At 62.3% G+C, this 21,681-nt stretch carries 16 protein-coding genes; 8 read left to right on the forward strand and 8 right to left on the reverse strand.

Annotated features, from left to right (window positions below; translation table 11 throughout):
- Positions 1-89 precede the first annotated feature (89 nt).
- On the forward strand, positions 90-1,085 hold the full coding sequence (locus HJB91_RS07980; protein WP_210628967.1) for a transporter: 996 nt from the start codon (positions 90-92) through the stop codon (positions 1,083-1,085).
- A gap of 399 nt (positions 1,086-1,484) precedes the next feature.
- Entirely contained in the window at positions 1,485-1,748 is a 264-nt protein-coding gene (locus HJB91_RS07985; RefSeq protein WP_168300710.1) for a DUF982 domain-containing protein, read from the forward strand.
- Positions 1,749-1,861: 113 nt separating this feature from the next.
- On the opposite strand, the gene HJB91_RS07990 is transcribed toward HJB91_RS07985, so the two are convergent.
- Complete coding sequence (locus HJB91_RS07990; protein WP_168300709.1) at positions 1,862-2,329, reverse strand: BA14K family protein; 468 nt, start codon at positions 2,327-2,329, stop codon at positions 1,862-1,864.
- Positions 2,330-2,446: 117 nt separating this feature from the next.
- On the reverse strand, positions 2,447-3,691 hold the full coding sequence (locus tag HJB91_RS07995) for an aromatic ring-hydroxylating dioxygenase subunit alpha (protein WP_221154304.1): 1,245 nt from the start codon (positions 3,689-3,691) through the stop codon (positions 2,447-2,449).
- Positions 3,692-4,095: 404 nt separating this feature from the next.
- On the opposite strand from HJB91_RS07995, the gene HJB91_RS08000 reads away from it, so the two are divergent.
- The 3 genes from HJB91_RS08000 to HJB91_RS08010 all read left to right on the forward strand — a co-directional run bounded on the left by HJB91_RS08000 (position 4,096) and on the right by HJB91_RS08010 (position 7,217).
- Positions 4,096-4,704, forward strand: a complete 609-nt coding sequence (locus HJB91_RS08000) for a DUF6656 family protein (protein WP_210628971.1) — start codon at positions 4,096-4,098, stop codon at positions 4,702-4,704.
- Positions 4,705-4,772: 68 nt separating this feature from the next.
- Entirely contained in the window at positions 4,773-5,747 is a 975-nt protein-coding gene (locus tag HJB91_RS08005) for an L-threonylcarbamoyladenylate synthase (RefSeq protein WP_221146749.1), read from the forward strand.
- Positions 5,748-5,780: 33 nt separating this feature from the next.
- A complete protein-coding gene (locus HJB91_RS08010; protein WP_221154306.1) occupies positions 5,781-7,217 on the forward strand; it encodes an FAD-binding oxidoreductase in 1,437 nt (478 codons plus the stop codon).
- A 262-nt stretch (positions 7,218-7,479) separates the two neighbouring features.
- On the opposite strand, the gene HJB91_RS08015 is transcribed toward HJB91_RS08010, so the two are convergent.
- The gene (locus HJB91_RS08015; RefSeq protein WP_221154308.1) at positions 7,480-10,815 is read right to left on the reverse strand and encodes a DUF1217 domain-containing protein; all 3,336 of its coding nucleotides are present in this window, start codon (positions 10,813-10,815) and stop codon (positions 7,480-7,482) included.
- Between the two features lie 300 nt (positions 10,816-11,115).
- On the opposite strand from HJB91_RS08015, the gene HJB91_RS08020 reads away from it, so the two are divergent.
- Positions 11,116-11,682 carry a DUF6101 family protein gene (locus HJB91_RS08020; protein WP_210628974.1) on the forward strand — a complete coding sequence of 189 codons (567 nt, stop codon included), beginning with the start codon at positions 11,116-11,118 and terminating at the stop codon, positions 11,680-11,682.
- A gap of 95 nt (positions 11,683-11,777) precedes the next feature.
- On the opposite strand, the gene ubiA is transcribed toward HJB91_RS08020, so the two are convergent.
- From ubiA to HJB91_RS08045, 5 genes are all read right to left on the reverse strand, one after another.
- Positions 11,778-12,737, reverse strand: a complete 960-nt coding sequence (gene ubiA / locus HJB91_RS08025) for a 4-hydroxybenzoate octaprenyltransferase (RefSeq protein ID WP_221154310.1) — start codon at positions 12,735-12,737, stop codon at positions 11,778-11,780.
- Positions 12,738-13,012: 275 nt separating this feature from the next.
- Complete coding sequence (locus HJB91_RS08030) at positions 13,013-13,825, reverse strand: MipA/OmpV family protein (RefSeq protein WP_221154312.1); 813 nt, start codon at positions 13,823-13,825, stop codon at positions 13,013-13,015.
- 306 nt (positions 13,826-14,131) lie between these two features.
- Positions 14,132-14,728 (reverse strand): histidine phosphatase family protein, encoded by a 597-nt coding sequence (locus HJB91_RS08035; RefSeq protein ID WP_221154323.1) that lies wholly within the window; start codon positions 14,726-14,728, stop codon positions 14,132-14,134.
- Between the two features lie 19 nt (positions 14,729-14,747).
- A complete protein-coding gene (locus HJB91_RS08040) occupies positions 14,748-16,007 on the reverse strand; it encodes a cyclopropane-fatty-acyl-phospholipid synthase family protein (protein WP_210628978.1) in 1,260 nt (419 codons plus the stop codon).
- A gap of 133 nt (positions 16,008-16,140) precedes the next feature.
- Positions 16,141-18,450, reverse strand: coding sequence for a Tex family protein (locus tag HJB91_RS08045; protein WP_221123922.1), 2,310 nt, complete (start codon positions 18,448-18,450; stop codon positions 16,141-16,143).
- A gap of 226 nt (positions 18,451-18,676) precedes the next feature.
- On the opposite strand from HJB91_RS08045, the gene glyS reads away from it, so the two are divergent.
- Together glyS and HJB91_RS08055 are read left to right on the forward strand one after the other, a co-directional pair.
- Positions 18,677-20,791 carry a glycine--tRNA ligase subunit beta gene (gene glyS, locus HJB91_RS08050; protein WP_210628980.1) on the forward strand — a complete coding sequence of 705 codons (2,115 nt, stop codon included), beginning with the start codon at positions 18,677-18,679 and terminating at the stop codon, positions 20,789-20,791.
- A 293-nt stretch (positions 20,792-21,084) separates the two neighbouring features.
- Entirely contained in the window at positions 21,085-21,573 is a 489-nt protein-coding gene (locus tag HJB91_RS08055) for a DUF523 domain-containing protein (RefSeq protein WP_210628981.1), read from the forward strand.
- Positions 21,574-21,681 lie beyond the last annotated feature (108 nt).

Consider the following 21,681-nt stretch of genomic DNA (forward strand, 5'->3'; position numbering starts at 1 on the left):
GCGCGGTGCTTTCCTCTTGCACAGCGGCGCCCATGGACGGCATGGAGAACTGAAGACAATCGATCGCCCTCGCAAAGGAACGGCGACCAATGGATACATTGCCCGTCAACATACCCGGTTTCGTCTGGGCCTATCGTTTCTCGCCGGATGAAAAGACGGCGGTGCGGCTGACCAACACCGCGACGGTGGCGGATCTGACCGCCGAGAACTGCTTCTACTGGCTGCATCTCAACCTCGTCGATGCCCGTGTGCCGGCCCTGCTCGAGACGCTTGACGGACTGACCGAAGACGCGAAATCGGCGTTGACGACGCATGACACGCATGCGGCGCTGACCGTCGACGAGCAGATGCTCTACGGCACGCTCGTCGATTGCCAGCGCGATTTCGACCAGGACACCAACAATCTCGGCTGGCTGCATTTCGCCATGTCGGATCGCTTCATCATCACCACAAGGCTGCAGCCGCTGCGCAGCGTCGAACGGGCGCGCACCCTGATCGAGAAGAACCCGGGCAAATTCTCGCGGCCGGTCGATCTGTTCGAGCTGCTGGTGATCGAGTTCCAGCGCACGCTGATTGCGATCGTCATCGAGCTCACCGAAGAGCTGAACCAGATCGAGGATATCGTCTACGACAATGCGCCGCGCGACGAGCGCCGGCGGCTGGCGCCGGTGCGGCGAACCGTGGTCCGGCTGCACCGGCATCTGCGCACGGTGCTGGCGCTGATGCGCCGCGCGGCGGCGGCCGATGACGATGAAATGCCCTTCGGCTTCGAGGACGTGGCGCGGCGGCTGACGAGCCGGCTGGAAACGGTGGACCACGATGTCTACGCGCTGCAGGACCGGGCCCGCCTGCTGCACGAAGAAATCGATTCCAAACAATCCTCCGAAACCAACCGCCACCTCTATCTGCTGTCGATCATGACCGCCTTCCTGCTGCCGCCGACGCTGGTGACGGGTTTCTTCGGCATGAACACCGCCAACCTGCCCTTCGCCGTCGGCGATTACGGCACGGAATACGCCGTCATCCTGATCATCGCCTCGATTGCGTTTGCCTGGTGGCTGCTGCGGCGGGTGAATATTCTTTGAGGGTGAGAGTTAGACGTGACTGTCGGGAGGCGCAGTCGCTTCTATACCATCAAACGTTGCGGTACTTGCCACAGAGCTCATCCAACGCTCCGTCATCTCGGGCTTGACCCGAGGATCCACGCTGCCCTGGTCCGCAGTGGCCATGGATCCCAGGCTCAAGGCCTGGGATGACGGAGGTTGGGTTAACATTCTTGTCAAATTCGCCGCCGACGCAGCGGATGGCGCGACATTGCGCCTATCGCGTCATGTGGGACGCGGCCACTGTCAGCATTGCGACGCTTCGTTCATCTGATTTCTGCCTCGGCGGTGGCAGAGTGCTCAACTGGCTTATGCCACCACCTCGCCCGGAACGGTTCTTGCACGGTTACTAATATGTTCACCGTGTGGAGGTCTAATGTCATGAAGTGGCACACACCTGGAGAATTTTGCCCTCTGATGCTCGTCGTGAACGGGCCGGAAAAATACAAGCTCGTCGCGAGCCTCTGGGAGGCGGCCCAAATGCTGACCGCCTGCTGGCCCCTCGACGATGGGGAGGAATATCTTACAGCTATCATGGTGTGCCGCGATGCGATCCATGGGGATGTTCCGGCTGAGGACGCGCGGGAAGCGCTAATCCGTGCCGCCAAGGAAGCAGGCATTCCGGTGATCACCGTCGTTCACTGAGTTGTTGCGCCGTTCCTTCGTGCCACGGCCCTCCGCTTCGCTCCCCACGTTTGGCCCTTCCCCTCTTCCGTTTGCGGGAAAGGGGAAGGGTGACGGGCAGCATTCAGGGCCCATCAATAAGGCGAATAGCACTGCTGGCGCGGGCCGTTATAAGGCTGGAAGGTGTTGTCGTAGGCGCGGTAGGACCGGTAGCGGTTCGCGCACCAGGCGACGTGAGCCGAACCCATGCGCGGCGCGGGCGCGGCGTAGCGCGGAGCAGCAATGACCGCGCCGGCGCCGAAGGCGGCGAGCGGATACCAGTAGCCGTTATAGCGGCGATAGCCGGGGCGGTAGTAGGAATAGCCGCGATAGCCGCCATACCAGCCGGGGCGGTAGTAGGCGCCGGGGCGATAGCCAGGCCGGTAGTAGTCGCGGCGGTAAGGCCGATAATAATCGCGGTAGTATTGGACGTTCTCGACAGCCGAGGTTTTTTCAACCTGCGGCGCGGCCGGCATCTGTATTGCTTGCGACGGCACGAAGCCCGTCAGCACGACGGCGGCGGCCAATACCGCGGTCGCAATTTTGTTTCTCAGGCCGATCATTTCTCTCTCTCCGTTCAGTAGCGATAACCGCTTGGTCTTGCAACGCTTTCGGGAGAAAATGGTTCCAAGAGCGGCCGGAACGGGCCGCTTTTGGATAAGCGGGGTCAACCGGCGCGCTCAGGCGACGGCTGAGATTTTCGCCTGATCGCCCTGCAGGCGGTTCACCATGAAGTTCGAATACCATTCGAGAAACTGCATGACGCCGCCCTCGTGCAGGGAAGAATAGGGGCCGGGCTCATAGGCGGGCGAGTGAATGCCGAAGGCATTCTCTTCGACGATCCGGCGATCCTGATCGTTGGTCTCGGTCCAGACATGGGTCAGTTCCTCGAGATTGTAATCCACCCCTTCGACGGCGTCCTTGTGGACGAGCCACTTGGTCGTCACCGCCGTCTCGTTGGCGTTGAGCGGCAGCACCCGGAAGGAGATGGCGTGGTCGCCGAGCAGATGGTTCCACGTCGTCGGATAGTGGAAGAGCAGCATCGTGCCGATACGATTGATCGAGATGTCGTCGGATATCCGGCGCTGCACGGCGGGCTTGCCGGACATAGTGTAGCTTTCGGCGTCCTCGATCAGCGGCATGCGGGCGGTGCGGAACTGACCGTCCGGCGAGATCTGGAACTTGCTCGGCAGGCCGGCGGCCTCGCAGCGCGCCCAATGGCCGGCGATCTCCGGGTCGTCGGCGCCGCCGTCCGTGCCGGTGACGCTCGGCGCTTCCGGATAGGTGCGGCAGAGTTCCGGGTGATTGGCGGCGCAGTGGTAGCACTCGCGGTTGTTTTCCCAGACGAGCTTCCAGTTGCCCTTCTCGATGATCGTGCTCTGGAACGCGATCTTGGTCTCGCCGATCCGGTGCGGCGCCATATAGGGCTCGATCTTGTCGCGCACCGGCTTGAAATCCGGGGCCGTGTCGGCGAGGCAGATGAAAATATAGCCTGCCACGCTCTCGCAGTGGACGGGCTTCAGATTGAAGCCGGTTTTGTCGAAATCGTCGCCCATGTGACGGGCAAAGGCAAGTTTGCCGTCGAGATCGTAGGTCCACTGATGATAGGGGCAGACGAGACGCACGGAAGAGCCGTGCTCCTTCGTGCAGACGCGCGAGCCGCGATGACGACAGCTGTTGTGGAAGGCGCGGATGACATTGTCACGGCCACGGACGATGACGACCGGATAAGAGCCGATCTGGACGGTGAAATAGGCGCCCGGCTTCGGCAACTCGCAATCATGGCCCATGAACAGCCAGTCGCGATAGTAGATCATCTCCATGTCGAGTTTGAAATAATCCTCGTCGGTGTAGAACGGCTGTTCGAGGCTGAAGCCCTCGCGGCGGTTCTTGAGCTGACGTAATACGTTGCTGCGAATATCCATCTTCATGTCCTCGTGCACCGGCTGCCGCGCCTTCAAGCGGAAGGCTATGGAAGCGCGCCTGCTTCCTTCTCCTGCGGGAGAATTGTTCATGACGCCATTTAATCACCTGGCATTCCTGCCGCTTGGTTGTAATGCGACATCGGCTTCGAAATTGACGACAGGATGCGCCGAGGCTTCGACACAGCCCCTCGCGATCGACCCGATGTCGGACTCTGCAGGCAATTATCGTCAATTGCGACATTGCGTAAAGACCGGATTGGCAAAGAGGGCGGCTCCCCGATATTGGTGATTGTCGCATTTACGACATCGCCGGCTTCCGCCGATGCGCCGGTCGCCTCTTAATACCGCTTTAAGCATACGCTCTTATCCTGCTGTCGACCTCAGACCGACGAAGCACGTAAACCATGGCCAGACTCCGCTATTTCGACGCGAAAGAAGTAATCCGGCCGCAGGAGCGGCAACTGGTCGCCGCGCATTCCGAATTCCTGCGCACCGGCCGCATCCCCCGCGAACGGCGGCACTGGCTGGCCGAGGAAAGGCGCTACCTCACCCATGACGAGGTCGCCGCAAAGACCGGCCGCAAGCTGGAGGCGGCCGGCGAGAAGACGCATCAGCACATCAACGGCTTCCACCACTCGATCCAGTTTCCGAAGATGATCTTTCACCGGACGCTGCAGGACAGCCCGCATCTCGGCTATTGCCACGTCACCGCGGCGCGCACCAAATTCGCCCATTATGAAGAGGTGAGCTGGGCCTTCTACATCTCCAATTTCTATTCCGATATCGGCGACAACGACAATTTCTTCGAACGGATCGACGTCGGCTATTCCCGGATGTATTTCGCCGTCGCGATCAAGCCTGGGGAGGATTCCGCCGAAAAGATGACCATCGACCGCTCGGTGCGCGGCAATGGGCTGCTCTTTCGCACCCACGATCCGCAGGCGGCGATCCGAAACATCCTGCTGCTCGGCGCCCGCAACGAACAGCTGCGCGAAATCATCCGCCAACTGTGAGCCAACAAGGCGATTGATCGCCGGCCGCGGAAAGCCTAATGACTGCCGGAACCAGACACGGGCAGCATATGGCACGCATCATCGACATCAGGGCAGACAGGCAGGCGGCGCTCGAAGCGGCCTGTGCCGCTCTTTCCCAAGGTTTTGCCATCGCCATGCCGACAGAGACGGTCTATGGCCTTGCGGCCGACGCCACCAATCCGACCGCCATCACCCGCATTTACGAAACCAAGGGTCGGCCGCGCTTCAATCCGCTGATCTGCCATATGGCCGATCTCGAGATGGCCGAACAGCATGCCGAGTTCGACCCCGTCTCGCGGGCGCTCGCCGAAGCCTTCTGGCCCGGCCCGCTGACGCTCGTACTGCCGCTGAAGGCTGAAAGCCCGATCCACGCGTTGGCGACCGCCGGCCTCGACAGCGTCGGCGTGCGCGTGCCCAAGGGCTTCGCCGGCACCCTGATCGGCGCCTTCGGACGGCCGCTCGCAGCTCCCAGCGCCAACACCTCAGGCGCCATCAGCGCGACCAGTGCGGCCCATGTCGAAGCCGATCTCGGGGCGAGAATCCCGTTGATCCTCGACGCGGGACCGAGCGCGGTCGGCGTCGAATCGACAATCGTCAAGGCGGAGGGTGGCCGGCTACGGCTGCTTCGGCCCGGCGGGCTGGCGGCGCGCGAGATCGAGCGCGTGGCGGGCCAGCCGCTGCTGCGCGCGAAAAAGGCATCGGCGGCAATCGAGGCGCCCGGCATGCTCGCCTCGCATTATGCGCCGGGCGCCAGCGTGCGCCTCAATGCGACGGCGGTGGAACCCGGCGAAGCGCTGATCGTCTTCGGCGGTGCGGCGGTCGAAGGCGCGCGCCAGGCACGCATCGCCCTCGACCTCAGCCCGCGCGGCGATCTGGCGGAAGCGGCGGCCAATCTGTTCGACTACATGAAGCGAGCCGATGCCTGCGGGGTGTCGAGCATCGCCTTTTCGCCCATTCCGGACGACGGACTCGGCGAAGCCATCAACGACCGGCTGCAAAGGGCCGCCGCGCCCCGCGACTGACTGACCTGATAGAAGCGATAGAGGATCGACCAGATGAACAGCGCCGGCATTTCCACCGATCTTCTCGACCGTTTCGCCGCAATCGTCGGCGAAAAATATGCGCTGCGCGATGACGCCGATCTGGCGCCGCATCTGATCGAAAACCGCGGGCTCTATCATGGCTCCTCACCTCTCCTGCTGAAGCCAGGTTCGGTCGAGGAAGTCTCCGAGATCATGAAGCTTGCGACCGAGACCGGAACGGCGATCGTGCCGCAGACCGGCAATACCGGCCTCGTCGGCGGCCAGACGCCGCGCACCGGCCAGGCCGACATCATCCTGTCGCTCGAACGCATGACGAGGATCCGCGACGTCGACCCGGTGGCGAATGTGCTGGTCGCCGATGGCGGCGCCATCCTTGCCGATGTGCAGAAGGCGGCCGAGGCGCATGGACGGCTCTTTCCGCTGTCGCTCGGCTCGGAGGGCTCCTGCCGCATCGGCGGCAATCTCTCCACCAATGCCGGCGGCACGGCCGTGCTTGCCTATGGCAATATGCGCCAGCTCTGCCTCGGCCTCGAAGTGGTGCTGCCGACCGGCGAGATCTGGGATGGCCTGCGCCGCCTGAAGAAGGACAATACCGGCTATGACCTGCGCGATCTCTTCATCGGCGCCGAAGGCACGCTCGGCATCATCACCGGGGCGGTGCTGAAGCTGTTTCCCCAGCCGCTCGGCCACCAGGTTGCGTTCGCCGGCCTCAATTCGGTCGAGGATGCGCTTGCGCTTTTCAATCTTGCCGCCAGCCTCTGCGGCACATCGCTGACCGGTTTCGAGCTGATGCCGCGCTTCGGCGTCGAGATCACCACGCGCCACATCGACGGCGTCCGCGATCCGCTGCAAGCGGCTTACCCCTGGTACGTGCTGATCGACATTTCGACATCGGATTCAGCCGAAACGGCGGAGCGGATGATGAATGGCGTGCTGGAGCAGGGCTTCGAGGCCGGTCTGGTGCTGGACGCCGCGATCGCCTCATCGGTCGCCCAGCAGAAGGCGATCTGGCATATGCGCGAGAGCATGTCGGACGCCCAGAAGCCGGAAGGCGGCTCGATCAAGCACGACGTGTCCGTGCCGGTGTCGAAGATCCCGCATTTCATGGCCGAAGCGGAAAGAGCCGTCATAGCGGCCATGCCGGGCGCGCGCATCTGCGCCTTCGGCCATATGGGCGACGGAAATATTCATTACAATATTTCCCAGCCGATCGGCGCCGACAAGGCCGCCTTCATCGCCCGCTGGCGCGAAATGAACCATATCGTGCATGAGCTGGTGCTCGCCCATGGCGGCTCGATTTCGGCCGAACACGGCATCGGCCAGCTGAAGCGCGACGAACTGGCGGCGATCCGCCCGGCGATCGAGATCGAACTGATGCGCCGCATCAAGCGGGCTTTCGATCCGGCCAATATCATGAACCCGGGAAAGGTCGTCAGTCTCGAGGCGTGAGCGGCGGCAGTCAGGGAATTGTCCCTCTTCCGCCCGCGGGCACGGACCGTTGTCGAGCGCCCTGATTGGCTCTTTCGTCGACCTCACACTCCGTCATCCCAGGCTCAAGGCCCGGGATGACGGAGTGTGGGATTAGCTTTTCGCCAAACGAAGCGGGTGCGCCGGCTTCACCGCCGTGGGCGAGACGAGTGGCTCACCCCCGGTAAGGTTACGGTGAGGGCCCGCCACCCGCGCCGCTGTGCGCGCTCCTGCCTGAACCACCTTAAGCCTGCTGCGTGCCGCCGCCGGTTAGGATCTGCAGCGCCGGCGACTGCTGGGTGCTGTTCTGGACGTCGTACATCGCGGTGAAGCGCCGCAGCAGCTTGTCGACCTTCTTCGGATCCTGGAGATCCTCGAGCTTGACGAAGCGGTTGAGGAGATCGGCCTGCTTGGCGACATCCATGCTCGACATCTGTGACGGCAGGCTGTAGGCCGTGGTGATGACCTGATAGAGCGCCTTGTCGCCGAGGATCGAATAGAGCGAGGTGATGCTGGAGGCCTTGCGACTGAAGTAGAGCGCCAGACGCACACCGTCGTTGCTTTCGCCCTCCTGGGTCTCCAGCGTCTGCTGCAGGTAGAGCTCCTGGGTATTCTCCTCGGCCGCCTTGTTCTGGATGGAGCCTATCTTGGCACGGGTCAGGTTGCCGTCCTTGTCGAAGTTGAAGGCGGCGACGATATCCTTGAAGCGCGCATCGGCCTTGGTGTTGAGGTAGCTCTTCTTGTCGTCGGGATCGGAGGTGAAGATCTTCTTCAGCGTCGCCTTGTCGTAATCCTTCGGGTCGAGGTTGTTCGCCTTCAACACCAGATCGGTCAGGCGGCTATCATCGAGGAAATCGTCGAGCGACTGCACTTTCGCCATACCCTTGGCGAAATAATCCACCTCGGCCGTTGCGTCCTTCGATGCCTTGTCCTTTACCGGCCCAGCCTTCAGCAGCATGGTTACATGCGCCTTGTAGTCCGTGGCGTATTTGGCCATGGTCGCGTCCGGCAGCGCCTGGAGGGGCGCCGCCGGCTTGCCGTCGGGGCCGAAGTTGAAGGCGCGCGCCAGGTTGGTGATGCGCTCGTCCTTCAGCGAGGCGATATAGCCGTCCGGATCATAGGCATCGCTCGTCAGGATTTTACGCATCATCGAGCGCGGCACGTCCTGATCGGCCAAGCCGTAGGCCTGCAGCGCGACATGATAGAGATCCGGCAGATTGTCGTTGCTCTTCTTGAAATCTGCCGTTCGATTGGTGCGCAGGAAGTCGTTGACGCTGTTGATCTCGGAGAAATCGAGCAGGCTCGTGCTGTCGGCCATCATGCTCTTGTAATTGTCGGCAACTTCTTCGATCGCCTCGTCGCGCTCGTCGTCATAGCGCGCCATGTAGTTGTCGTTGGTGGTCTGCGCCTGATCTGCGGTCTGGATCGAGCTGACGACGGGAAGCGATCCGTCGGCGGCAAAGTTGAAATCGGCATTGAGGTCGGAATAGCCGGCCGCGGCAGCGGCGGTCGCATCGGTCAGGATGCTCTTGAGATCGGCGTCCGTGATATCGAACGGCAGATTGTAGGTGCTCTTCAGGAAGTTGGTGATGGCAGGATCGGCGATGAGATCATCGACATTGGCGATCGTCGCCATGCGGGCGGAATAGTCGTCCGTGCGCGCCGTGGCGGCAATTTTCGTGTTGGTGATCTGGGCGGATGTCTGTGCCGCCATGCCATCCTCGAGCGAACCGTCCGCCTTGAAGTTGAAGGCGGCGGCGACGTCGGCATAGGTGCCGGTGCCGCTCTGATCGGTCAGGATAGCGCGCAGATCGACATCGCTGACGGTCGACGGGATGCCGTAGGCGTTGCGGATGAAATTGTTCAGCCGGCGGTCGCTTAGCAGCTGGTCGACATTGGAGATGCCGGCGATCGTTGCCTGGTAATAGACGGCGGCATCGTCGGCCTTGCTTGCCGTGCTGGCGCTTTGCGCCGCACTCTGCGTGGCATAGAGGGTCGCGACCGAACCGTCCGTTTTGAAATTGAAGAGATCGTGGACGTCGCTATAGCCCTGGGCGCTGGCAGCCGCGGGATCGACGAGGAAGCTCCTCAGCGTTGCGTCGGAAACGCTGTCGGCGATCTGCATGCTGGTTCTGAGATAGCTGACGGCGACGGGATCGGACATGATGTCGTCGACATTGGTGATATTGCCGATCATGGCGTTGAAGTGCGCTGCGTTCGCCGCCGATTTGTCGGTGGTCGACTTGCGCTGTGCGTCGGTCTGGATCACCGAACCGTTGATCGAGCCGTCCGCATTGAAGTTGAAGTCGGCATTGAGCCCGGCTTTCCCCTGGGCGGCGGCATAGGTCGAGTCCGTCAGAATGCTCTTCAGCTCGGCATTGCTGAAGCTGGTGCCGAGGCCGTAGGCATCCTTGATATAGCGCGCCAGAACGCTGTCGGCGAGCAGGTCGTCGACATTGGTGATGCTGCTCGACCGCGAGGTCACGCTATAATAATTGGCGGTGCTTGCCGCCGCGTCCTTCAGCTTGTTCGACTGGTCGATCGTCTGGGCACGCGCCGTTGTCGATGTCGTGCCGTCGGCCTTGAAATTGAAGGCGTTATAAACGTCGGTAAAGCCCATCAGCTGGGCATAACCGGGGTCGGTCAACACCATGCGCAGCGCCGGCGCGGTGAAATCGGCGCCCATGCTGTAGGCGGTTTTGATATAGGAGGTCAGTCGGCTGTCGGCGACGAGATCGTCGACGTTGGTGATCGTGCCGATCTTGGCGGTGTAATAGGCCTGATTGTATTCGGCCGCCGTCTTGCTGACATAGACGACATCGGAACCGACGGAATTGTCGATGATCACAGACTGGTTGTTCAGCGTATAGGTCTCGATGATCGACGCCTTCTGCGTCGCAGTCTGGGCGCTGCCGTTGACCGTACCATCGGCATTGAAGCTGAACTGGGCGGCAAGCGCCTTGTATTTGTCGCCGCCCTGCGTGTTGACGACGCTTGTCGGGTCGCTGAGGTCGCTCGTCAGCACCTGCCGCAGGAAATCCTTTGAGGCATTGGTGGGATCGATCTTGAAGGCCTTCAGCACATAGGTGCGCAGCCGGGTGTTGTTGACCAGGTCGTCGACGGTCTGCACACTGTCGATATTGTTGCTGTAATATGTGCTCTCGGTGGCAGACGCCTTGTCGGCATCGACGAAGGACTGCTTGTAGAGGCCGATGAGCTCGTCCTCCTGAGCATCGGTCTGAACGTCCTTGTCGGGTGCGTTGAAATTGAAGGCGGCGGCGAATTCGCGGTAGCGCGTATCGGAAAGCTTGTTGGCGTAGCTGTTCGGGTCGGTCAGATCGCTCTCGAGCACCTTCTTCATGAAGGCCTTGGCATAGGTCATGTCCTCAAGGCCGTAGGCCTTCATCGCGTAGCTGTAGAGCTTGTAATCGCCGAGAAAGTCGTCGACGTCTTTGACCTTGTTGATATTGTCCGCGTAGTACTGGGCATCCTTCTTGACCGTCGCCTGCGAGGCGACCTTGTTCAAGCTCGACGTCATGTCCTTCGACAGGATCGTGTAAGCGAGGGAGGCCGTGATCATCAAAAGCGCCCTTTTCGGCAAAATCTCTAAAGAACGACAAACTGCTGGTGAGCCCATTTTGCCACGCAAAACTTACCCGAGACTTACCTTTGGACTGCGCCATTTCAGGGCAGCGGGCCGTTCACCTTCCGGAAACCCTGCCGGATTCGATTTTGATAACCATCAGGGGAGGCAAAGTTTTCTTAACCGCAATTTTTAAGCTGTACGGAAGGGGGGCCGCCTATTGTCGGACATAGAGGACGAAAAGTCCCGAGGAGAAGACCGAAAACCGGCTCTCAGGTAAGACAAGGGTAGAATGAAATGAACAATCCCGTTTTGAAGCCCGCTTGGGCTGACACGACGCTGCGTCTCGATCCGTCCCGCTTTCCGCAGCAGGTCAGCTACGCCATCCATGATTGTTCGGATGACGTCAGCATCACGATCGACGAACGCGGCGCGGTCCTGCGGAAAGTCCTTCCCTCCAGCGGCCTGCCACTCTCGATTGCCCTGCCGAGGCGCGTCTTCAAGGGTGTCGCCGCCCGCGCCATCGACCATGGCGACGGCGAGGTCACCGTCACACTCGAGCTTCACCATGCGGATCCGGAACTCTGCATTCCGCTGCTCGTCGCCCATGATCTCAGCGACATCGCCGCCGACTGGCGCAGCTGGTCGGAGGCCTTCCGCATTCCGATGCTGATGGTCGAGGCCGATGGCGTCGCCCGGCCGCTCGAAGAGCATATCGGGGCGCTGCGCACCAGTGACCTCAAGCCGCGCCGCCGTCATTCCTACTTCGCCAATCGCCGTCCGCGCTTCCTCGTGCGTCGCACCACCGGGCAGCTGGGCGTCGCCATGAAGATCGAAGGCAAGGAAATCATCGCCCGCAACTGACCGAAATCGCGACAGCGCCATTTCGGCGGTAAGATCTCGGAAAATTTCGAAACCCGGCGCTTGTGCCGGGTTTTTCGTGTTACGGGTCGTTGCCCTCAAGGAAGGGCGAAGAGCAGCGAAAAGAACAGGCCGAGGAAGATGGTCAGGCCGACGCGGTTGTTCGACTTGAAGAGCGCCAGGCACTGGGCGGGATCGTTGATATCGAGCCGGACAATCTGCCAAGCGAACATGCCGGCCGCGCCGAACAAGGCAATAAAGGCGATGAGATTGGCGCCGGCGAGCGCGAAGGCCGCAAACATCAGCAACAGCGTCAGCCCATAAAGGCCGATCAGCCATTGCCTCGTCTTATCACCGAAGAGGCGCGCGGTGGAGCGCACGCCGATCAGCTCGTCATCCTCCTTGTCCTGATGCGCATAGATCGTGTCGTAACCGATCGTCCAGGCAACGGAGGCGGCGTAGAGCAGGATGGCGGCAAAGGAGAGGCCGCCCAGAATGCCGGCCCAGCCCATCAGCGCGCCCCAGGAAAAGGCAAGGCCGAGATAGAATTGCGGCCAGTCGGTGAAGCGCTTGGCATAGGGATAAAGCGCGACGATGCCGAGCGAGAGGAGGCCGAGAAAGACGGTGAACCAGTTGAACTGCAAGAGCACGAAGAGGCCGACCAGCGCCTGAATGCCGATGAAGATCTTGGCGCGGGCGCGGGTGACGCGGCCGGAGGGCAGCGGACGCGAGCGGGTGCGGGCCACTTCCATATCGATCTCGTGGTCGACGAGATCGTTATAGGTGCAGCCGGCGCCGCGCATGGCGACGGCGCCGATGAAATAGAGGAAAAGGTGGGACACCAGCAGGCTGCCGGAATAGAGCCCCTGGCCAACCGCCGCATTGGAGGCGAGCGTGGCCGACCAGAAGCACGGCCACATCAAGAGCTGCCAGCCGATCGGTCGATCCCAGCGTGCAAGCTGCGCATAAGGCCAGAGCCATGGCGGCAGGATCCGGTAGACCCAGTTATCGGAAGGTGCGTCGGAGACGCGATCGTGGAATTCGCCGGTATCTTGCATGCCATTCATCTAGCGGCGGGCCGGCGATCCGGTCAAGAAGCGATCGCAGCGCGCCAGAAGCGTGTCGCATTAAATCTGATTTCGTATGGCCGCGCTTTGGCTCTTTGTTTATGCATGTCGTTTTCCCGGAACCGCGGCACACTTCCGGGCGACATGCATTAAGTTTATGCATGTCGTTGCCTCGGAACCGCGGCACACTTCCGGGCGACATCCGTTAACTTTATGCATGTCGTTTTCCCGGAGCCGCGGTACACTTCCGGGCGACATGCATTAAATCACTGCAGCGAGAAATTGAACCTGTAGGTCGCCGAGACACCGATGAGCACCTGGTTCTTCGAGCCGCGCTGCCGCACGAGGCTGCTGTCGGCCGCCGGACCCGCCAGTCGCTTGTATTCGAGGAAAGAGCTGGCCGACAGGTTTTCCGTCGCCTTCCATGTCAGGGCCGCGCCGGCGCCATAGGACTGGATGCCCGACGACGGCTTGTATTGATCAAGCCCGCTTGCCGCCGACTGTTTGGCGTTGACGCCGTAATAGGCATCATAATAGCCGCTGGTGGCGAATGTCGCGCGCGGACCGCCGGACAATTGCAGGTTGGGGGCGATATCGGTGAAGGCATCAACGGCGAGATCGGCAACGACCCCGTCATGGGAGCGGATGCCTTGGCGAACTTCGGCGCGGGCGCGCAGGAAATCGGTCGGATAGACTTCGACGAAGCCGCCGGCTTCCGCTCCCCATTTGACCTTCTTCATGCCCTTCAGTTCATGACCGTCGCCCTCGTCGCGCGAAGGCACGAATTTGCCGACGAGGCCGGCGCGGAAAGCACCATTATCCATGAGGGCGAAGGACGGATTGTCGTTGCGCGAGGAAAAGCGCGGAGCCGAGCCCTGCCGCCCGGCCGAAATCAGCGGGCTGAACCGGAACTCATAGCGCCGTGAGCCTTCGAATTTCGGCGCTGAAAAGCCGGCGATACCGACGCTGAGATACCAGTCGCCGGACCAGAAATGCTGGCCGCTTTCCTGCGCGAGCGCCAATGCCGGGGATGAACAGGCAATAGCCAGGGAGATCGATACGACTGATCGATGAAACACGTCCGCACTCCAGAAAACGCAAAAACACAGCCGCGGAGAGCGGCGGTGGCTACATTTATCGTGAGGTCGTTACCGCGATGTTAACCACGGCGAGGAGATTGCGCGTCATCGAGACCTAGGAAACCGGCGAGAGCGGCCCCTCATCCGCCTGCCGGCACTTTCTCCCCGCCTGCGGGGCGAAGGGAACAAACCTCAGCCTCTCCGTCCCCGCTAACCTTTCGCACGGCACGTCCCCTCTCCCCGTTTTACTCGGGAGAGGTTGGTAAGGGGCCGTTGTCGGCACGAGAAAAACAGCAAATAGTCGCCCTATCTCTGGTTCCACCGGCGGATGACCGGTTCGGTCAGGTCGTGCTCATAGCCAAGCACGCTGATGCTGGCGGTATCGAGCACGAAATGCGCGCCAGCTTGCGGCGGCAGGCCGAGCCAGCGGGCGGCCAGCACGCGCAGGAAATGCGAACTGGAAAAGATCAGGATGGGGGCTGCCGCTTGGCGAAGCGCATCGATGACGGTGTCGGCGCGGGCACCGACGTCAGCGGCCGTTTCGCCGTTCGGGCAACCGTCGCGAAAGAGCTGCCAGCCTGGGCGCTCCGCCAGGATCGTCTTCGTCGTGACGCCTTCATAGGCGCCGTAATCCCATTCGGCTAGATCGTCGCGGATCGCCGCGCCCGCTCCGAAGCCGGCGAGCGCGCAGGTCTTGCGGGCCCGTTGCGACGGGCTCGACCAGACCAGCGAGAAGGAAAGGCCGGCCAGCCGCTCGGCGAGTTTTCGAGCGGCGGCTTCACCGGTCGCCGTCAGGGGAATATCGCTCCGCCCGGTATGGCGCCCGGACAGGCTCCATTCGGTTTCACCGTGGCGGACCAGGTAAATCTCGGAAAACCATTGCTCATCCGCAGCCCCTTTCATCACAAACGCCGTCGCGGGATCAGAACGTCACCTTTTCCAGCGGTGGCCGCCTCGCCTCGAATTCCTTCAGCTTCGCTTCGTTCTCAGCGATATAGTTGCGGTTGTCGGGAACGGTAAACTGGTTCTTGGCGATCTGGATCTGCAGGATGAACAGCTCATCCCAGCGGAAGCCCATTTCGGAACCGGCCAGATAAAATTCCCACATGCGGAAGAACTGCTCGTCGTAAAGCGCCACCGCGTCGGCCTTGCGCGCCACGAAACGCTCGCGCCAGTGGCGCAGGGTATAGGCATAATGCATCGGCAGGATTTCGACGTCCCTGACGAGGAGCCCGGCCTTCTCCAGGGGCGGCAAGACCTCCCCGACGGAAGGGATATAGCCACCGGGGAAAATATACTTCTCGATGAAGGCATTGGTGCCGAAGCTCGGCTTCGGACGGCCGATCGAATGCAGCACCATGACGCCGTTGTGGTCGAGCAGGTCCGATACCTTGCGGAAGAAGTTGCCATAATTGCCGATGCCGACGTGCTCGAACATACCGACGGAGACGATGCGGTCGAACTTTCGCCCGCTCATGGTGCGGTAGTCCTGCAGCTCGAAATGCACCCGCTCGGAAAGGCCGCGCTTTTCGGCGCGGGCGCGGGAGACCTTGAGCTGCTCTTCGCTCAGCGTAATGCCGGTGAACTCGGCGCCTTCAGTCGCCTCCGTCAGATACATGCCCATGCCGCCCCAGCCGGAGCCGATCTCCAGGATCCGCTGGTTGGGCCTAAGCAGCAGCTTGGCGGCGATATGGCGTTTCTTGGCAAGCTGCGCCTCGTCAAGACCAATACCCGGCGGTTCGAAATAGGCGCAGGAATATTGCCAATCCTCGTCGAGGAAAAGATCGAAGAGCTTGGCCGACAGATCGTAATGATGGGCGACATTGTGCTTGTTACGATTGATCGGCACGCGACTCTTCAGCTGCTGCCAGGCGATACGGCCGACGAGCAGCGCCGCCATCTTGAAGTCGAAGATCTCGTTGGTGGTGTTCTGCTTCACCAGCGATAGGAAGTCGTAGATGTTGCCCTGTTCGAGAATGAACCGGCCCTGCATGTACATTTCACCGAGCTTCAGCGTCGGATCGCGCCGGATGGCGTCCTCGGCCTCCTGATCGGCAAGCCGGGCGACCACCATGTCTCCGGTGCCGTCGCCGATCACGTGAGTCTCGCCATTGGCAAGGGTAAGTTTCAACGAACCCTTGCGGATGATTTGCTGGACAATCGATAGGAAAGCCGACGCCATGGACGCCTCGCAAATGTGACAGGATGGTCACATCAACTTAATAACTCTCCTCCGCCTTACAAGCGCCGGATTTAGCAGTCCGCAAAGAACGCTGCCAAACTGTTGCATTTTTGCCGAAATGACGGTTAAGCCGTTATTTTCGTTTCATGGCTTCGGCGAGTGCACTACCGAAGGCACTCTGGCTCTCCGGTTTCGGAGCTGCAGGCCGGCGATCGTTCTGCGGCCGGCCGCCCTGACCTCCGCGAGAATCAGCACGCGGCTGAGACGCCGAAGAACCATCGTCGCGGCGCATGGAGAGACCGATGCGCTTGCGCTTGGCGTCGACTTCCACGACCCGCACCTTGACGACATCGCCCGCCTTGACGACCTCATGCGGGTCCTTGACGAAACGATCGGCAAGCTGGGACACATGCACCAGACCGTCCTGATGCACGCCGATATCGACGAAGGCGCCGAAGGCGGCGACATTGGTGACGGTGCCTTCGAGCACCATGCCCGGAGTCAGGTCGGAAATCTCGTTGACGCCCTCGGCGAAGGTCGCGGTCTTGAAGCTTGGACGCGGGTCGCGGCCGGGCTTTTCCAGCTCGGCGATGATGTCCTTCACCGTCGGCAGGCCGAATTTCTCATCGATGAACCGGCGCGGGTCGATCGATTTCAGAACGGCGCTGTCGCCCATCAGGGCGCGCAGGTCGCGGCCGCAGGCAGCAACGATCTTCTTGGCGACGCCGTAGGCCTCGGGGTGGACCGAGGAGGCGTCGAGCGGCTCCTTGCCGTTCGGAATGCGCAGGAAGCCGGCGCATTGCTCGAAGGTGCGGCCGCCGAGTCTTGCGACCTTCAGCAGATCGCGCCGCGTCTCGAAACGGCCCTCGCTGTCGCGGTGGCGGACGATCGCCTCGGCGATCGATGGGCCGAGGCCGGAGACACGGGCGAGCAATGGCGCCGAGGCGGTGTTGAGATCGACGCCGACGGCGTTCACCGCGTCTTCGACCACGGCATCGAGCGAGCGCGACAGCTTCTGCTGGTCGACATCGTGCTGATACTGGCCGACGCCGATCGACTTCGGCTCGATCTTGACGAGTTCGGCGAGCGGATCCTGCAGGCGCCGGGCGATGGAGACGGCGCCGCGCAGCGATACGTCGAGATCGGGAAACTCGGCCGCTGCGGTCGCCGAGGCGGAATAGACCGAGGCGCCCGCTTCCGAGACGATGACCTTGGTCGGCTTCGGGGCCGGCAGCTCGGCCAGCATGTCGGCCACCAGCTTTTCGGTTTCGCGGCTGCCTGTGCCGTTGCCGATCGAGATCAGCTCGACATTGTGCTTGCGGATCAGCGACGCGAGCTCGATCTGGGCGCCGCGCACGTCGTTCCTCGGCTGAAAGGGATAGACGGTCGATGTCGCCACCACCTTGCCGGTGCCGTCGACGACGGCGACCTTGACGCCGGTGCGGATGCCGGGATCGAGACCCATGGTCGCGCGCGAGCCGGCCGGCGCGGCCAGCAGCAGGTCCTTCAGATTGCGGGCGAAGACATGGATCGCCTCCTCTTCGGCCCTTTCGCGCAGCTCCCGCATCAGATCGAGCGACAGCGACATGGAAAGCTTGACGCGCCAGGTCCAGCTGGCGACCTCCATCAGCCACCGGTCGCCGGGACGGCTTGTGCCGATCTCATAGGCAGCGGCGATCATCCGTTCGACCGGCTTGTTCGGCGATGCGGTCTCGGCATCGGCCTCGATCGTCAGCGTCAGCACCTCCTCGTTCCACCCGCGCAGCATGGCGAGCGCGCGGTGGCCGGGCGCGGTCGCCCAGCGTTCGGAATGATCGAAATAATCGGAGAACTTCTCGCCCGCCGCCTGCTTGCCGTCAACGACCCTGGCCTTCAGCAGCGCTGCCTGGCGCATATGGGCGCGCAACTTGCCGAGCAGGTCGGCATTTTCGGCAATACCTTCGGCGATGATGTCGCGCGCGCCTTCCAGCGCCGTCTTCACGTCGGGCACGTCAGCCGTGACGAAGCCTTCGGCGAGCACCGCCGGCTCTCGGCCACGCTCGGCCAGGATCGCCTCGGCAAGCGGGCCGAGGCCGCGTTCGCGGGCGATTTCGGCGCGGGTGCGGCGCTTCGGCTTGTAGGGCAGATAGAGATCCTCGAGCTCGGCCTTGGTTTCGGCGCCCGCGACCTTCGCCATCAGCTCCTCGGTCATCTTGCCCTGGCCGGTGATCGATTCGACGATCGCATCGCGCCGGGCTTCGAGTTCGCGCAGATAGACCAGCCGCTCGGCGAGATTGCGCAGCTGGGTGTCATCGAGCCCGCCCGTCACTTCCTTGCGGTAGCGGGCGATGAAGGGCACGGTGGCGCCCTCGTCGAGCAGCTCGATGGCGGCTTTGGCCTGGTCCGGCCGGGCGTTGATTTCGGCCGAGATACGGGCTGCGAGAAAACGGAGGTCAGCGGCCATGGGATTTCCTGTTCCGACGAAAGTTGCGGGACCATAGCGGCGAAAAGCGGCAAGGCAATGCCCGACTGTGGTTTCCACAGCGGAAGTTGGGGAATTGGGGGCATCTGCGTGTCGCCCATCCCCATCGCTCTCTTCCGTTTTTGCGGTTGTGCAGATGCGGCATTCTTTGATAGCAGAAGCAACGTTTTTGGATCGCCCTGCCCGCGGGCGCAAGGAAAAGAGTGACATGCCAAACCTTCTTCTCGAACTTCGCTCCGAAGAGATTCCGGCCCGCATGCAGCGCAAGGCTGCCGGCGACCTGAAGAAGCTCGTCACCGATGCGCTCGTCGAAGCCGGCCTGTCCTATGAGGGCGCGCGCGAATACTGGACGCCGCGCCGGCTGGCGCTCGACATCCACGGCTTGACGGCGCGCTCGGCCGATGTACGCGAGGAACGCAAAGGGCCGCGCACCGACGCCAACGAGAAGGCAATCGAGGGCTTTCTGCGCGGCGCCGGCCTTTCCTCCGTCTCCGAGGCGCAGGTGGTGAGCGATCCAAAGAAGGGCGATTTCTACGTCGCAGTCATTTCCAAGCCCGGCCGCGCGACGGAAGAGATCGTCGCCGAGGTGATGCCCGGCATCATCCGCGATTTCCCCTGGCCGAAATCGATGCGCTGGGGCAAGGCCTCCTCCAGACCGGGCGCGCTGCGTTGGGTGCGGCCGCTGCAGTCGATCGTCTGCACCTTCGGCCCGGAGCATGAAGAAACCGTCGTCATCCCCTTCGAGATCGACGGCATCACCGCCTCCAACGTCACCTATGGCCACCGCTTCCATGCGCCCGAAGCCATCACTGTCCGCCGCTTCGACGATTATGCGGCGAGCCTGGAAAAGGCGAAGGTCATCCTCGACGCCGAGCGGCGCAAGGACATCATCCTGCACGACGCGCGCGACATTGCTTTTGCCAACGGGCTCGAGCTGGTGGAAGACGAAGGCTTGCTGGAGGAAGTGTCCGGCCTCGTCGAATGGCCACAGGTGCTGATGGGCAGCTTCGAGGAAGATTATCTCTCCATTCCCTCCGAGATCATCCGGCTGACGATCAAAACCAACCAGAAGTGCTTCGTCACCCGAAGGCAGGGCGAAGAGACACTGTCGAACAGGTTCATCCTGGTGTCCAACATCCAGGCGCATGACGGTGGCAAGGAAATCGTCCATGGCAACGGCAAGGTGGTGCGCGCCCGCCTTTCGGATGCCCTGCATTTCTGGAAGCGCGACCAGAGCGATATGCCCGACCTCGAGACACTCAAAACATCTGCCGTAAGGTTCGGCCTTGACCTGAAGAAGCCGCTCGACCAACGCATGGCCAAGCTCGATGCGCTCGACGTGACCTTCCACGCCAAGCTCGGCACGCAGGGCGACCGGGTCGCCCGCATCCGCGCGCGGGCAAAGGAATTGGCTGATATCACCGGCGCCGACGCCGGTCTCGTCGATCGCGCCGCCGTGCTCGCCAAGGCGGATCTGCGCACCGAGGCCGTCGGCGAATTTCCGGAACTGCAAGGCTTGATGGGCCGCAAATATGCGGTGCTGCAGGGCGAAAACGCCTCCGTCGCCGCGGCGATCGAGGACCATTACAAGCCGCAGGGTCCGTCGGACCGCGTGCCGGAGAACAAGGTGGCGATTACGCTGGCGCTTGCCGACAAGCTCGACACGCTGACGGGCTTCTGGGCGATCGACGAGAAGCCGACGGGTTCAAAAGACCCGTTTGCGCTGCGGCGTGCCGCCCTCGGCGTCGTTCGTATCCTGCTGGAACGCAGGGTCCGCCTGCCGCTGCTGGCGGCGACCAAGGATGATGATCTGCTCTCCTTCTTCCATGATCGCCTCAAGGTCTATCTGCGTGATCAGGGTGCCCGGCACGATCTGATCGACGCCGTGCTGACGCCTGAAGCCGACGATCTGTTGATGGTGGCGCGCCGCGTCGAGGCGCTGACGGCCTTCATCTCCTCGGAGGACGGCAAGAACCTGCTCGCCGGCACCAAGCGCGCGACGCAGCTGCTCGCCGCCGAGGAGAAGAAGGGCACCGTCATCGCCGACGGCGTTTCGCCGGCGCTCTTCAGGCTCGATGCCGAGAAGGAGCTGTTCGCCGCCATATCGAGCGCTTCGCAGGATGCGGCGAATGCCGTTGCCGGCGAAGATTTTCGCTCGGCGATGGAAGCGCTTTCCAAGCTGCGCGGCCCTGTCGACCGCTTCTTCGAAGACGTGCTCGTCAACGACGAGGACGCGGCCATCCGCGCCAACCGCCTGGCTCTGCTGCGGTTGATCCGCGAGGCGACGGGAACGGTGGCGGATTTCTCGAAGATTTCGGGGTGATATTCGGCTTCTTGCAGTGCCGACGCGGCGCGGTCTCGAACATCTGCCCCTCACCCTAACCTTTGCCGGGGTCGAGCCACGGGTCTCGTCCCGTCCTCCGGACCCCCGTAAACGGGTAGAGGGGACCTGCCCTGCGAGAGGTTGTGGGGAACGGAGAGGTCGCGGCAAATCCCCTTCGCCCCGCGCGCGGGGAGAAGGCGCCGGCAGGCGGATGAGGGGCGTTTTGCTATCGCTTAAACAATCCGCCCACCCAACCCTGGCATTGCCGCCACCACGGCGCTATTCAAACAGCCATGCACAGCAAGATTCTCGTCAGCGCCTGCCTCATGGGGCACGCCGTCCGTTATGACGGACGGGCGAAACCGTTGCTTCACCCGGCGATCGAGAGATGGCGGGCCGAAGGGCGGTTGGTGACGATCTGTCCGGAGATGTCGGCGGGCATGGCGGTGCCGCGGGCGCCGGCGGAGATCGCAGAGGCGGCAACCGGCAAAGAGGTTCTGGCCGGCAAGGCGCGGGTTATAGAGCTGACGGGCGGCGATGTGACGGCAGAGTTTCTGCAGGCGGCGGAGAATGCCGTGGCGCTCGCACGGCAGACCGGCTGCCGCTATGCTCTGCTCATCGACGGCAGTCCGTCCTGCGGCTCCGGGTTCATCTATGACGGCACCTTTTCCGGACGCAGGCAGGCCGGCAACGGCGTAACGGCGGCGGCGCTGAAAGCGGCCGGCGTCGAAGTGTTTTCCGATGGGGAAATCGACCGATTGATCGACCGTCTGGCACAATGAACCCCAAACGACACGGCCGCCGGAGAACCGACGGCCGCTAAGAATTTGGTGCTGAAAATCCTGTTTGTCCCCACACTGCTTTTGTTTTTATGCAATTCCTGACGGAAA

It is taken from the genome of Rhizobium sp. NLR10b (assembly GCF_019685435.1).
GTDB lineage: Bacteria > Pseudomonadota > Alphaproteobacteria > Rhizobiales > Rhizobiaceae > Rhizobium.

What these genes read in the sequence shown, in the direction of transcription:
- HJB91_RS07980 (WP_210628967.1), top strand. Translation starts at nt 90, where the DNA reads ATGGATACATTGCCCGTCAACATACCCGGTTTCGTCTGGGCCTATCGT.
- HJB91_RS07985 (WP_168300710.1), top strand. Translation starts at nt 1,485, where the DNA reads ATGAAGTGGCACACACCTGGAGAATTTTGCCCTCTGATGCTCGTCGTG.
- HJB91_RS07990 (WP_168300709.1), bottom strand. Translation starts at nt 2,329, where the DNA reads ATGATCGGCCTGAGAAACAAAATTGCGACCGCGGTATTGGCCGCCGCC.
- HJB91_RS07995 (WP_221154304.1), bottom strand. Translation starts at nt 3,691, where the DNA reads ATGGATATTCGCAGCAACGTATTACGTCAGCTCAAGAACCGCCGCGAG.
- HJB91_RS08000 (WP_210628971.1), top strand. Translation starts at nt 4,096, where the DNA reads ATGGCCAGACTCCGCTATTTCGACGCGAAAGAAGTAATCCGGCCGCAG.
- HJB91_RS08005 (WP_221146749.1), top strand. Translation starts at nt 4,773, where the DNA reads ATGGCACGCATCATCGACATCAGGGCAGACAGGCAGGCGGCGCTCGAA.
- HJB91_RS08010 (WP_221154306.1), top strand. Translation starts at nt 5,781, where the DNA reads ATGAACAGCGCCGGCATTTCCACCGATCTTCTCGACCGTTTCGCCGCA.
- HJB91_RS08015 (WP_221154308.1), bottom strand. Translation starts at nt 10,815, where the DNA reads ATGATCACGGCCTCCCTCGCTTACACGATCCTGTCGAAGGACATGACG.
- HJB91_RS08020 (WP_210628974.1), top strand. Translation starts at nt 11,116, where the DNA reads ATGAACAATCCCGTTTTGAAGCCCGCTTGGGCTGACACGACGCTGCGT.
- ubiA (WP_221154310.1), bottom strand. Translation starts at nt 12,737, where the DNA reads ATGCAAGATACCGGCGAATTCCACGATCGCGTCTCCGACGCACCTTCC.
- HJB91_RS08035 (WP_221154323.1), bottom strand. Translation starts at nt 14,728, where the DNA reads ATGAAAGGGGCTGCGGATGAGCAATGGTTTTCCGAGATTTACCTGGTC.
- HJB91_RS08040 (WP_210628978.1), bottom strand. Translation starts at nt 16,007, where the DNA reads ATGGCGTCGGCTTTCCTATCGATTGTCCAGCAAATCATCCGCAAGGGT.
- HJB91_RS08045 (WP_221123922.1), bottom strand. Translation starts at nt 18,450, where the DNA reads ATGGCCGCTGACCTCCGTTTTCTCGCAGCCCGTATCTCGGCCGAAATC.
- glyS (WP_210628980.1), top strand. Translation starts at nt 18,677, where the DNA reads ATGCCAAACCTTCTTCTCGAACTTCGCTCCGAAGAGATTCCGGCCCGC.
- HJB91_RS08055 (WP_210628981.1), top strand. Translation starts at nt 21,085, where the DNA reads ATGCACAGCAAGATTCTCGTCAGCGCCTGCCTCATGGGGCACGCCGTC.